This window comes from Streptomyces sp. YKOK-I1, from assembly GCF_054660435.1.
Genome location: NZ_BAAGDR010000001.1, coordinates 9,202,396 through 9,215,517 on the forward strand (window position 1 = coordinate 9,202,396; position 13,122 = coordinate 9,215,517).

The 13,122-nt window shown below is 71.7% G+C and carries 10 protein-coding genes; 9 read left to right on the plus strand and 1 reads right to left on the minus strand.

The genetic code is table 11. The features are described 5' to 3' along the window. Nucleotides 1-306 precede the first annotated feature (306 nt). The 6 genes from ACYQ8Q_RS41015 to ACYQ8Q_RS41040 all read left to right on the plus strand — a co-directional run bounded on the left by ACYQ8Q_RS41015 (nt 307) and on the right by ACYQ8Q_RS41040 (nt 8,594). Nucleotides 307-1,440, plus strand: coding sequence for an ROK family protein (locus tag ACYQ8Q_RS41015; protein WP_460072019.1), 1,134 nt, complete (start codon nt 307-309; stop codon nt 1,438-1,440). Between the two features lie 275 nt (nt 1,441-1,715). After that, nucleotides 1,716-3,038 carry an ABC transporter substrate-binding protein gene (locus ACYQ8Q_RS41020; protein WP_460072021.1) on the plus strand — a complete coding sequence of 441 codons (1,323 nt, stop codon included), beginning with the start codon at nt 1,716-1,718 and terminating at the stop codon, nt 3,036-3,038. Nucleotides 3,039-3,155: 117 nt separating this feature from the next. Further along, a complete protein-coding gene (locus ACYQ8Q_RS41025) occupies nt 3,156-4,067 on the plus strand; it encodes a carbohydrate ABC transporter permease (RefSeq protein ID WP_460072023.1) in 912 nt (303 codons plus the stop codon). Further along, entirely contained in the window at nt 4,064-4,966 is a 903-nt protein-coding gene (locus tag ACYQ8Q_RS41030) for a carbohydrate ABC transporter permease (protein ID WP_460072025.1), read from the plus strand. Before ACYQ8Q_RS41025 ends, ACYQ8Q_RS41030 begins: the two co-directional genes overlap by 4 nt. 2 nt (nt 4,967-4,968) lie before the next feature. Continuing rightward, a complete protein-coding gene (locus ACYQ8Q_RS41035) occupies nt 4,969-6,687 on the plus strand; it encodes a hypothetical protein (protein ID WP_460072027.1) in 1,719 nt (572 codons plus the stop codon). A 71-nt stretch (nt 6,688-6,758) separates the two neighbouring features. Further along, on the plus strand, nt 6,759-8,594 hold the full coding sequence (locus tag ACYQ8Q_RS41040; RefSeq protein WP_460073703.1) for a hypothetical protein: 1,836 nt from the start codon (nt 6,759-6,761) through the stop codon (nt 8,592-8,594). 201 nt (nt 8,595-8,795) lie between these two features. On the opposite strand, the gene ACYQ8Q_RS41045 is transcribed toward ACYQ8Q_RS41040, so the two are convergent. Further along, nucleotides 8,796-9,443 (minus strand): nucleoside/nucleotide kinase family protein, encoded by a 648-nt coding sequence (locus tag ACYQ8Q_RS41045; RefSeq protein ID WP_460072029.1) that lies wholly within the window; start codon nt 9,441-9,443, stop codon nt 8,796-8,798. A gap of 79 nt (nt 9,444-9,522) precedes the next feature. On the opposite strand from ACYQ8Q_RS41045, the gene ACYQ8Q_RS41050 reads away from it, so the two are divergent. The 3 genes from ACYQ8Q_RS41050 to ACYQ8Q_RS41060 are packed head-to-tail and all read left to right on the plus strand — an operon-like array spanning nt 9,523 to nt 13,067. Next, on the plus strand, nt 9,523-9,918 hold the full coding sequence (locus ACYQ8Q_RS41050) for a YybH family protein (protein WP_460072031.1): 396 nt from the start codon (nt 9,523-9,525) through the stop codon (nt 9,916-9,918). A gap of 51 nt (nt 9,919-9,969) precedes the next feature. After that, nucleotides 9,970-10,728 (plus strand): HAD family hydrolase, encoded by a 759-nt coding sequence (locus tag ACYQ8Q_RS41055; RefSeq protein ID WP_460072033.1) that lies wholly within the window; start codon nt 9,970-9,972, stop codon nt 10,726-10,728. Continuing rightward, complete coding sequence (locus tag ACYQ8Q_RS41060) at nt 10,725-13,067, plus strand: glycoside hydrolase family 65 protein (protein WP_460072035.1); 2,343 nt, start codon at nt 10,725-10,727, stop codon at nt 13,065-13,067. The genes ACYQ8Q_RS41055 and ACYQ8Q_RS41060 overlap by 4 nt, the downstream gene beginning before the upstream one ends. The last annotated feature ends 55 nt before the right edge of the window (nt 13,068-13,122 follow it).

Sequence of the window (13,122 nt, forward strand, 5' to 3'; positions counted from 1 at the left end):
CGTTGCATCGAGCTGCGACGGTGGGCGAACCGTGACCTGCGGAATTGCGTTTTTCTGGTGAACTAGGGAAGCCCCGGGACGGGCTTCTGGTGAGCACGGCAGGCGAGTACCGTGAAGTTCGTTAGGAAGTTAACTAACGAAGTACAGTGCGTCAAGAGAAGTCGCGCACTCGACCTCCGCGGACCCTCCCGGGCCGTCGCGGGGCGGGAACGCGCGCCGTCGTCGCATCCTTTCGCCGCAGTCCGCCGAACCGATCGGCCGGGTGCGCGGCCCGGTACCCGTGTGGGGGAAACTGTGGAACACGACGTGGCGGAAGCCCCCCGCCTGACCGAGAGCGCCAGCGCCGTCTTCGCCGTGCTGGCCCAGGCGAGCAGGGCCACCCGGCCGCAGCTGGCCAGCCTGGCGGGGCTCTCCAAGCCGACGGTCTCCTCCGCCGTGGCGGAACTGGAGGGGGCCCGGCTCGCCGCGCACTCCGGCACCGCCTCCAGTGGCACCGGCCGCTCCGCCGCCGTATACCGCCTCGGCCCCGTAGCCGGCGCCGTCCTGGCCGTCGACCTCGGCCCCGCGTACACCCGGGTCAGGGGCTGCGCCCTGGACGGCACCCTGCTCGCCGAGGCCACCGCCCCCCGCAAGGACGCCGCGCACGCCGTACGCGAGGCGCTCGCCGCACTGCCCGCGGGCGCGCCGCTGCGCTCCATCGTGGTCGCCGTCGGCGATGTCACCGCACGGGACCTCCAGGGCAGCGGGATGCGCCCGGCCACCGCCAAGGCCGGCCCGGTCTTCGACGCGATGGCCGTGGCCCTGCCCCAGGGCGTCCCCGTGCACCTGGAGAACAACGTCAACTGCGCCGCGCTCGCCGAGCTGCACGAGGGCGCGGCCCGCGGCCGGCACACCTTCGGCTATCTGCGGATCGGCGTCGGTATCGGTCTCGGCATCGTCGTCGGCGGCCACGTGCTGCGCGGCTCGAACGGCGCCGCCGGTGAGCTCGCCCGGCTGCCCTACCCCTGGGACGACGGCCGTGAGCCGCGCCGGGAGGCCCTGGAGGAGTACATCGGGGCCCGCTCGCTGCTGCGCCGCGCCAAGGAGGCCTGGGCGGACCGGGACGGGCCCTGCCCGCGCACCACGGACCGGCTCTTCGTGCTGGCCGGGGAGGGCCGGGCCACCGCCCGTGCCGTCGTCGACCGCCATGCCGCCGATGTGGGCCGGCTCGCCGCCGCCGTGACCGCCGTCCTCGACCCCGGCCTGATCGTGCTGGGCGGCAGCACCGGCGCGGACCCGCAGGTGCTGCCCGGTGTGCGGGCCGAGCTGGCCCGGCTGAGCTGGCCGACCGAAGTGGTCAGCAGCACGGTCGGGGATCTCGGCACGGTCGTGGGCGCCGCCCGGCTCGCGGTCAGCCGAGGAGTCCAAACCGTGACCGAGGCCGCGGGGGGGAAGGATTGACGGCCTCCGACTCGATCTGCCAATGTCCGGACAAGCGCTTTCTAAGTCGGCCGGGACGCCGACTCGGGTTGAGCATCCCGCCCGTACGTGAAGTACGGCAGCCGCACGAGGGCGTGCTTGTGCGACGACGGCCCTCATGGCCGGGGATCCCTCCCGCCAAGGCGACGCGGCCGGGCGAGGCCGCGCTCCCGGGAAGCGAAATTTCCTGCAAAATGCACCCGTGCCGCATCGATCGGCGCCGTGCTCCGTCCCCTACGACGAAAAAGGGATCGAAGATGACCACTGTGGGTGTGCGGCGCTCCCGCCGACTCGGCGGCATAGGCCGCCTGGTTCCCCTCGCTGCCGTGGCCACGGCAGGTGCCCTGATGCTCACCGCCTGCGGAGGCGGATCGGAATCGGGTGGCAACGCCAAGTCGCTGACGTTCTGGATCTCCACCGTTCCGGGGCAGGACGCGGGCTGGAAGAAGCTGGTCGCGCAGTACAAGAAGGAAGAGGGCGTCAACGTCAAGCTCGTCAACATCCCGTACGACGGGTACACGACGAAGCTGCACAACGCCGCCCAGGCGAACTCCCTGCCCGACGTGGCGGCGGTGCCGGCGCTGGACCCGATCTGGTCGAGCAAGCTGATCGACCTCAGTTCCATCGCCAACAACAAGAGCAACAACATCAACGCCAACTTCCTGGCGAAGGACTCGTCCGGGAAGGTGCTGTCCATCCCCTCGGACGTCACCGCGTCCGGCATGTTCATCAACAAGTCGCTCTTCGAGAAGGCCGGCGTCTCCTTCCCGACCTCGCCCGACAAGACCTGGACCTGGGACGAGTTCATCGCGGCGGCGAACAAGGTCCGCGAGAAGACCAAGGCCAAGTACTCCCTGACCTTCGACCAGTCGCCGTCCCGGCTCCGCGCCATGGTGTACGAGATGGGCGGCCAGTACGTCCACGCGGACTCCTCCGGCACGTTCTCGGTGGACGCGGCGACCAAGAAGGCCGTGAACACCTTCGTCGGCTGGAACGACGACAAGACCATGCCGAAGTCGGTGTGGACCAGCGGCGCCGACCCGTCGGCCATGTTCCAGAGCGGTGACGTCGTCGCCTACTGGTCCGGCGTGTGGCAGGTCGCCTCCTTCGCGGACAGCATCAAGAAGTTCGAGTGGGCGAGCGTCCCGACCCCCGCCCAGCCGGTCCAGGCCAGTGACGTCAACAGCGGCGGCATGACGGTGGGCTTCAACAACAACGCGGAGGGCGCCACCGCCGCGAAGAAGTTCCTGTCCTGGCTGTACGAGCCGGCCCACTACAAGACCCTCTGCGAGACGTCCGGCTTCCTGCCCGTCGAGAGCGGTCTGAACCCGACGTACCCCTTCAAGTCCGAGGCGGCGCAGGCGGCGTTCAAGCTGTACAACGAGGAGATCCCGCTCTACGCCCCGATCTCCGGCTACTTCAACAGCGCGCAGACGAACTGGGTGCTGAAGGGCAAGAGCCTCACCGAGGACCCGACCAAGACGGAGCTCGGCAAGGCCATCAACGGTCAGCAGTCCGCCGAGAAGGCCCTGGAGAACATCGTGGCCGGCTACAACCAGCAGGTCGGCGGCGCATCGTAGGCCACAGGGCCGGGCGGCGGTGTCCCGACACCGCCGCCCGGCCCTGGCCGCCCACGTGATGCCGGGCTCATGGCCCGAGCCCACCGCCATCCCATCCACCAGCACGGAGACAGGAAGATGACAAAACGCGCCTCGGACGTGTCCACGAGCCCGCCCAGGAGACGCAGTAAGTACACGCTTGCGCCGCTCGTCCTCATCGCGGCCAATGTCGTGCTCTTCTCGCTGTTCTTCGTCTGGCCGGCGGTGATCGGGCTCATCTACTCGTTCACGAACTACACCGGTGTGGGGGCGTTCCAGTTCATCGGACTGGACAACTACCACAACCTGTTCGGGGACTCCACGTTCTACGACGCACTGTCCCGGACGCTGCTGTACACCGTGCTCTTCGTACCGCTGAACTTCGTGGTCTCGCTGCTCGCCGCCAACCTGGTGGTGAGCAAGCACGCCAAGGGCGGCTCGGTCGCCCGCGTCATCTTCTTCATCCCCTGGCTTCTGTCGCCCATCGTCGTGGGTGTCCTGTGGCGGTGGATGTTCGGTGAGAACTTCGGACTGGTCAACTACGTCATCGAGAAGCTCGGCGGAAGCGCCGTTCCGTGGCAGTCGGACGCGGACCTCTCGTTGCTCGTGGTGGTGATGGCGGCAGCCTGGGCCTGGACGGGTTTCACGATGCTGCTGTTCATCGCGGCGATCAAGAACGTACCGGTGTCGTACTACGAGGCCGCCTCGCTCGACGGCGCCGGCCCGTGGCGCCAGTTCTTCAGCATCACGCTGCCGAGCATCGCGCCCACCTCGTTCATCGTCATCCTGCTCAACACGATCAACGCGATGAAGGAATACCCGGTGTTCGTCGCCCTCAACAACGGCGGACCCGGCACGTCGAACAACCTGCTCGTCCAGTACATCTACGAGACCGGCTTCAAACGGGGCCAGATCGGCTACGCGAGCGCCGCGTCGTTCGTGCTCATGCTCATCCTGATGGCCGTCGCGATCATCCAGCTGATCGTCAACCGGCGGGTGGAGAACCGATGACAACCACAGACATCCCACGCCCGGTCGACAAGGGCCCCGGACGGCCCGTCTCCAAGAAGCGCCCCCGTGGGGCGGCCACCGGTGGTCTCCGGCAGGCGGTGTCCGCGACGACACTGCTGTGGATCATGGCGTGCCTGTACGGGTTTCCGGTGCTGTGGTTCATCCTCAGCTCCCTCAAGCCGGCCAGCGACCTGTTCTCCTATCCGCTGACGCTGATTCCGCACAACCCCACCCTGTCGGGTTTCAAGGCGGCGTGGGACAGCGCCAACTTCTCGCAGTACTTCATCAACACGGCCATCGTGTGCGTGATCACGACGATCCTCACGGTGGGCGTCAGCTGCTGCACCGGCTACGCGCTGGCCAAGTACGACAACAAGTGGCTCAAGGTCTTCTTCGTCTGCATCCTGGCCACCACGATGCTGCCGTCCGAGGTCATGCTCGCCCCCGAGTTCCTGGTGGTCCGCAACCTCGGCCTCTACAACTCGTTCGCCGGCATCATCCTCCCGGCCGTGCTCACCGCGACCGGATGCTTCATGTTCCGCCAGTTCTTCCTGACGGTTCCCGACGAACTGGTGGAAGCCGCACGCATCGACGGCGCCCGCGAACTGTCGATCTTCCTGCGGATCATGGTGCCGCTCTCCCGGCCCATCATGCTGACCCTGGCCATCCTGTCGTTCCAGTGGCGGTGGAACGACTACATCTGGCCGCTCCTCATGCTCAACGACCCCAACAAGTTCACCGTGCAGATCGGCATCCAGAGCATCGTCGGCGCACAGAACATCAACTGGTCGGTCCTGCTCGGCGCCTCGGTCATCTCCATGATCCCGCTGATCGCCGTCTTCCTGGTCTTCCAGCGCTACGTCATGGGCGCCGACATCAACGCGGGACTGAAGGACTGACCTTGCCCACCCCGCTCGACCACGAGTTCGTCCGCGCGGTCGCCCGCGCCGCCGACCGGTCGGCCGCCCCGCTGGCGGCCGACCCGGACGAGGAACCCGAGGGTGTGACCCACCGCGTGCTGGCCCGGCGGGTGAAGACCCTGGTCGCGGCGTACCGTTCCCCGGACTCGGCCCTGCACGGCAGCGGGCGGGCCGTCGCCGCCGCGACGACCCATCTGCGCGCCCTGCGGGCCACGCAGACCGGCACCGGACTCTTCGCCGGCGGCGACAACGTGCAGTCGCCGCCGGACTCCGCGTTCACCGTCAACGACGTGTGCGACGCGCATGTCCTCGCCGCCGGCGCGGGCCCGGAGCTGCGCGATGTCACGGCCGCGCTCGCCGAGATCGCCGGCGCCGCCCTCGGCCCCCTCCTGACCGGCGGGGTGCACACCCCGAACCACCGCTGGGAGCTCTGCGCGGCACTGGCCCGGCTGCACCGGTCGTTCCCGGACGACCGGCTCCCGGCCCGCGTCGAGGAGTGGCTCGCCGAGGGCGTCGACATCGACGCGGAGGGCCTGTACTCGGAGCGCAGCGCCAACTACGCGGCCCATGTGTCCAACCCCTCGCTGCTCCTGCTCGCCGCCGTGCTCGGCCGCGCCGACCTGCTGGACGCCGTAGAACGCCATCTCGCCACCACCCTGGACCTCATCCGGCCCGACGGCACGGTGGAGACCGTCCACTCGCGACGCCAGGACCAGCACCACCCGTTCCCGCTGGCGCCCTACCTGCCGCACTACCGGCTGCTCGCGATCCGCACCGGACGGGGCGACTTCAGCCGGGCGGCACGGCTGGCGGCCGCCGACGGCATCGACGACCCCGGCCTGCTCGCCGAGACCCTCCTCACCCCGGACCTGTGCCGCGTCCTGCCGGCACCGGCCGCGGAGACCCTTCCTCGGGCCCGGTACCTCACCACCGCGCGCCTCGCCGCACACGCCTCGGCCACCGCGCACACCGTGGTGTACTGCGGCTCCGACGTGCCCGGGCACCGGCGCATCCGCTCCGGCCTCGCCTGCAACCCCACCTTCCTGCGCCTGTTCGCCGGCGACGCGGTCCTCGACGCGGTCCGCCTCTCCCGGGGATTCTTCGACCTGGGCCCGTTCCGCGCCGCCGACATGCAGGTGTCCGCCGACCACCGGTACCTGCTCACTGAGACCCTCACGGCCGCCTACTACCAGCCGCTGCCGCCGGAGAGGCGACAGGACGACGGCGCCTACCGCATGGCGGACGAGGGACGCTTCTCGGCCGCGATGGCCTTCCCGGACCGGCCCCGGGACGAGGTCGCGCACACGACCCGCGTCGAGGTGGACCTGCGGGAGGACGGCGCCGACCTGCGGATCGACATCAGCGGGCCACCGGTGCCCTGGGCCCTCGAACTGACCTTCCGGCCGGGAGGTGTGCCGCGGGGCGCCGTACCGATCGGCGACGGGCGCTGGTGCCTGACCACGGGGCCGGTGACCTACCGGGCCGGTGACGACGAGATCCGGATCGAGGCCGACGTCGAGTCGGGCGAACCGCTCGCCGGGCCCGACCGCAGCGACGTCCTGCGGTACGACCCGGGTCAGGACCACACCGTCGTGGGCGGCACCGACGCGACGACCGGGAACCGCCTCTACCTCGGCGGACTCGGCCCGCACACCCTGACCGTCGCACTGCGCGCCCACCGGCCCGCGCCCGTCGAGTGACCCCGACGCACCACGCCATGGCCACCCCCGGCATGAAGGATTGATTTCCCGTGCACCACACGTCCCCACCCGTGCACCTCACGCACCAGCGCGGCCCGCTGCACGACCTGCCGGACAGCCCCGAGGCCTACGACGCCGTCCTCGCCGACGTCGTCGAGCAGGCCCTGCGGCGCATCACGCCGGAGGGCAACCTCGAACACCCCGACTGCGCCGACGACATCGGGGACACCTCCCTCGGGATCACCTCGCTGCTGGCCCTGGCCTGGCAGCGGACCGGGGACCCGAGGCTGCCGGAGGCGGTGCGCCGCAGCCTCGCCTTCCATCTGCGCGAGCGGGTCTACCGGGACGACAACCCCGGCTACCCCAACCTCAGGGTCCGCGACTCCGGTCTGCCCTACGCCCGGTACGTCCTCGAGGCGGGCGCGCACCCCATCGGCGACTGGCCGAGCACCGCGTGGGCACTGCTCCAGGCCGTGAACCTCCTCGACTCACCGGAGAGCCTGGTCGAGGCCGGCCTGCGCGCCCAGCTGCTCGACGTGGCACGGGGCTACTGGAACTGGCTGACCGAGGCCACCTTCTTCAACCCGCAGGAGGCCGGCAACCAGGCCATCGGCTGTGTGGTCGGCGGCCTCATGCTCGCCCGCCACCTGCCCGGCGCTGAGGGGGAACGCGTCCGCTCCCGCGCGCTCGAGCTGTACGAGACGAGGATCCGCGCCCACCGGGTCGCCGACCGGGGCGCCCTGCTGCCCCCCGAGCACGGCGGCGCCTACGACAACAACTACGGCCCGATCTCGCTCTCCTTCCTCGCCCAGGCCCACCGGATCAGCGGCGAGGACGTCTTCGCCGAGGACGGCGAGGCCCTCGCCCGCTACCTCGACGCCCGGCTGACCAACGGCGGCTTCGACAACGGCGGCCCCCGCTACAGCGAGCAGCACTCCGCCTTCGAGTCCGTGCTCGGCCTGCGCTACTTCGGCGCCCGCATCGGCTCCGACCTGGGCCGCTACCGGGGCGACAGCCGCTGGGCCCGGCACGCCGTCAAGCCGGACGGCGGGGTCGACGGCCACTTCGCGTGGATGCTGGTCTGGCAGATCCAGGACACCACCCCCTGGCACCGGGAGCCGTCCACCGGGACCGCACGGCACCAGCTGCGGTCCAAAACGGTCTCCGTCGCCTTCGACGACCGGATGACCCCGGCCGTGATCGAGGCGGCCGGCACCTATCTGCTGCCCGCCGCCGTCGACCGCCAGCACGGCTTCGGACCCGTCACCGACGGCTTCCTGCTGTGCCGTCCCATGGGCGAGGTCCGGGTCCGCGACGTCCGCGCCGACGGGCTGACCGCCAAGCTGGTCACCAAGCCCGTCGTCGGCCGGGACCACGTCCTGCGCCATGTGCGCTCCCTGTACGTCACCGACGGCAGCACCCTGTGGACGACGGTCGCCGTGGAACGCCTCGACGGCAGCCCCTACCTGCTGGCCGGCCTGCCCTACGCCGAGGACGACGGCGACCGGGTCCGCCGTACGGCGCACGCGCCCGTCGCCTCGGCCGGCACCCTGCGCCTGACCCACCCCGAGGGCACGGGCCCCGACCGGTTCGACGCCCGCGCCGGGCTGACCCAGGAGCAGGCCGCCTTCGCCCTCGCGGAGGACCCGCGCGGCTACGGCAACCCCGACCAGGGCTGGGCCCACCTGGTGCGCTCCAGCGCCCTGGAGGCCGGTCCGATCGCCGACGCCCCCGACGACCTGCACGTCTTCGCGGTGCGCTACGGCACGGAGGAGCCCTCCCGCGTGTCCGTGGCGTGGACGCCGGACGGGCTGACCGTGACCACGGACGCCTTCACCGCCGTCCTCGGACCGCAGGACGCGCACGCCGAGCCGCAGCTGACGCTGCGCGCCACCGCCGGCCACTGACCGGAGCCGGGCGTCCGGGCAGCAGTCGGGGGCGGGCGAGAGCCCGCACCGGTGCTCCAGGAAGCCCAGACCGGGCCGCGACGCCGCCCGGGGCCGCACGGTCCCGGGCGAGGCGTACGTCCGCCGCCCGGGCTCAGGATCCCGGCCGTCACCGGGCCGGGCACCAGCAGATCCCGCCGCGCCCGGGCCGCGCCCCCGCGGCTAAGCCGGGCCGCCGACAGCCGGCCCGAGCAGCAGATCCGCACGGTCCCGGGTGGCCGCCACCAGCTCGGCGTTGCGCCGGTCGCTGCGCATCACCCACGCCACCGCCTCCTCGTGCCCCTTGCCGAACTCCTCGTGCCGCGCGACCAGCCGCCGTACCCGCTCCTCCTCGTCCGACTCGACGAACCACACCTCGTCCAGCCCGGCCCGCACCCGGGCCCACGCGCCCGTGCCCAGGAGGAGGTAGTTCCCCTCCGTGACGACCAGCCGGACGGCCGGCTCCACCGGCACCGCCCCCGCGATCGGCTGCTCCAGCACCCGCTCGAAACCCGGCGCGTACACGGTGTCCCCGGTCTCCTCGCGCAGCCGGCGCAGCAACGCCGCGTACCCGGCCGCGTCGAAGGTGTCCGGCGCGCCCTTGCGGTCCCGGCGGCCGAGCCGCTCCAGCTCGGCGTCGGCGAGATGGAACCCGTCCATCGGGACATGCGCCGCCCACGGCGCGCCGTCGGCGTTCAGTTCCCGCACCAGGCGCTCGGCGAGGGTCGTCTTGCCGGCACCGGGGCTGCCGGCGATCCCGAGGAGCGCGCGCGGCCGGCCGGCCCCGGCGAGGGAACGGGCCCGGCGCAGCAGATCGTCGAAAGTGAGCACACAGCAGAGTGTCGCAGTCTCCTGGAAGGAGACCCATGGAGAACGACAGGCAACGACAGGCAGGGAAAGGAGGGCGACCGTGTCCGACGACGAGACGCAGATCCGCACCCTGATCACCCGCTGGGCCGACGCCGTCCACCGCGGGGACCTCGACACCGTCCTCGCGGGCCACGCCGAGGACCTCGTCATGTACGACGTACCGGCACCGCACGAGGGCATCCGCGGCCTGGCCGCCTACCGCGCCTGCTGGCCCCCGTTCTTCGCCTGGCAGGCCCAGGGCGCCCGCTTCGACATCGACACCCTCGACGTCACCGCGGGACACGACGTCGCCTACGCGCACGCCCTGCTGCGCTGCGGAACACCGCGGGAGCTCGCGGAGAGCCCCGGCCTGCGGCTGCGCCTCACCTTCGGCCTGCGCAAGGAGCACGGCCGCTGGCTGATCGCGCACGAGCACCACTCCTTCCCCCACGACTGATCCCCACGGCTGCCGTCATACCGGCGCGGATCCCGGGGAACCGGACCCTGTATGACGACGACGCTCGGCCTCCCCGAAACCATCCAGGCCTGCCTCTTCGACCTCGACGGGGTCGTCACCCGGACAGCCGTGGTGCACGCGGCCGCCTGGAAGGAGACCTTCGACGCCTTCCTGCACGCGCGCGAGGGCGACGGATTCACCCCGTTCGACGCGGACGACTACGACGAGTACGTCGACGGCCGCCCCCGCGCGGACGGCGTACGCACCTTCCTCGCCTCCCGGGACGTCCACCTGCCCGAGGGCCGGCCCGACGACCCGCCCGACGCCCTCACCGTCCACGGCCTCGGCAACCGCAAGAACGAGATCCTCCTGGCGAGGATCCGCTCCGAGGGCGTCCAGCCCTACGACGGCACCCTCCAGTACATCGAGGCGGCCCGCGCGCGGGGACTGCGCACGGCGATCGTCTCCTCCAGCGCCAACACCCGGGACGTGCTGCGCTCGATCGGCGCCGAGCACCTCTTCGACGTACGGATCGACGGGCTCGTGGCGGCCGAACGCGATCTGCCGGGCAAGCCGCGCCCCGACACCTTCCTCGCCGCCGCCCGCGACCTCGGCGTCCCGCCGTCCCGGGCGGCCGTCTTCGAGGACGCGCTGGCCGGGATGGACGCCGGGCGGGCCGGGAACTTCGGGTACGTCGTGGGCGTTGACCGCGTCGGACAGACCGACGCGCTGTACGCGCACGGCGCCGACGTCGTCGTCAAGGACCTCAAGGACCTCACGGACCTTCAGGAGCGGGGAGGGCAGGCGTGATCACCCACCGTTCGTACACCGTGGAACCGTGGTGCGTGCGCGAGACGGAGCTCGGCCTCGATGTGCTCGCCCAGAGCGAGTCGGTCTTCGCCCTGTCCAACGGGCATGTCGGCTGGCGCGGCAACCTCGACGAGGGCGAACCGCACGGCCTGCCCGGCTCCTATCTCAACGGCGTCCACGAACTGCACCCCCTGCCCTACGCCGAGGCGGGCTACGGCTACCCGGAGTCCGGACAGACCGTCATCAACGTCACCAACGGCAAGGTCCTGCGGCTCCTCGTCGACGACGAGCCCTTCGACCTGCGCTACGGCCGCCTCGTCGCCCATGAGCGGGTGCTGGACCTGCGGCGCGGTGTCCTGGAGCGCAGCTGCGAGTGGACCTCCCCGGCCGGCACCACGGTCCGGGTGCGCTCGACCCGGCTGGTCTCCCTCGCCCAGCGGGCCGTCGCCGCCGTCGCCTACGAGGTGGAGGCCGTCGGCGGCCGCTCCCGGGTGGTGATCCAGTCCGAACTGGTCGCCAACGAGAGCCTGCCCGACCCCGACGGCGACCCACGGGCCGCCCGCGCCCTGAAGTCGCCCCTGGAGCCCGAGGAGGACGTCGCCGTCGGCAACCGGCTGCGCCTGGTGCACCGGACGCGACGCAGCGGACTGCGGGTGGCCGTCGCCGCCGACCACACCGTCACCGGACCCGGGCGGACCACGACGAGCAGCGAGAGCAACGTGGACGTGGCCCGGCTGACCGTCACCTCCGTGCTGGAGCCGGGCGAGACGCTGCGGGTGGAGAAGCTCGTCGCGCACGGCTGGTCCGGCGCCCGCTCCCGGCCCGCGATGAGCGACCAGGTCGAGGCCGCCCTCGCCGCCGCCGGACACAGCGGCTGGCAGGGCCTCCTCGACGAACAGCGGGCCTGCCTCGACGACTTCTGGGCGCGCGCCGACGTCGAGGTCGACGGCGACGAGGAGATCCAGCAGGCCGTCCGCTTCGCCCTCTTCCACGTCTTCCAGGCGGGCGCCCGCGCCGAGCAGCGCGCCATCCCCGCCAAGGGCCTGACCGGCTCCGGCTACGACGGACACGCCTTCTGGGACACCGAGACCTTCGTGCTGCCCCTGCTCACCTACACCGCGCCCGACGCCGTCGCCGAGGCGCTGCGCTGGCGGCAGAACACCCTGCCCGCCGCCCGGGAGCGCGCCGCCCAACTGGGCCTGAGGGGCGCCGCGTTCCCCTGGCGGACCATCGAGGGCTCCGAGGGCTCCGCGTACTGGCCGGCCGGCACCGCCGCCTTCCATGTCAACGCCGACATCGCCGACGCCGTCGTACGGTACGTGGCGGCCACCGGCGACCTCGGCTTCGAAGCGGACACGGGCGTCGAACTGCTGGTGGAGACCGCCCGGCTGTGGCGCTCGCTCGGCCACCACGACATCCACGGCACCTTCCACATAGACGGCGTCACCGGCCCCGACGAGTACAGCGCGGTCGCCGACGACAACACGTACACCAACCTGATGGCCCGCGCGAACCTCCTCGCGGCCGCCGACGCCGTCGAACGCCAGCCGGAGGCGGCGGCCCGGCTCGGCGTGGACGAGGAGGAGAGCGCCGCCTGGCGGGACGCGGCCGAGGCGGTGCACCTCCCCTTCAACCACGAACTCGGCGTGCACGAACAGCACGCCGGCTTCACCCGCTACCAGCGCTGGGACTTCGCCGGCACGCGCCCCGACCAGTACCCGCTCCTGCTGCACTTCCCCTACTTCGACCTCTACCGCAAGCAGGTCGTCAAACAGGCCGACCTGGTCCTCGCGATGTACACCTGCGACGGTCACTTCGACGACGAGCAGCTCGCCCGCAACTTCGCCTACTACGAGCCGCTCACCGTCCGCGACTCCTCGCTGTCGGCCTGCTGCCAGGCCGTGATCGCCGCGCAGGCCGGCCATCTGCGCCTCGCGTACGCCTACACGGCCGAGGCCGCGCTGATGGACCTGGCCGACCTGGAGCAGAACACCCGCGACGGACTGCACATGGCCTCCCTCGCCGGCACCTGGACGGCCCTGGTGGCCGGCTTCGGCGGACTGCGCCGCGACGGCACCGGCCTGCGTTTCGCCCCCCGGCTGCCCGAGCGGTTCAGCCGGCTCGCGTTCAGCGTCCAGCTGCGCGGCAGCCGGCTGCGGGTGGAGATCGGCCCCGACAAGGCGACGTACACCCTGCTCTCCGGCGGCCCCCTGACGATCCGCCACCACGGCACACCCCTCATCGTGAACGGCGAGGGCCCCGTGGTGCGCCCCGTGCCGCCCGCGCCGGTCCGCCCGGCCCCCGCCCAGCCGCCGCACCGGTCACCGAAGAGCCGGTGAGCCGTACATGTGTTTCCCGGCCGCCGGACGCAGGTAGGTAGTGGGATGTCGGCGA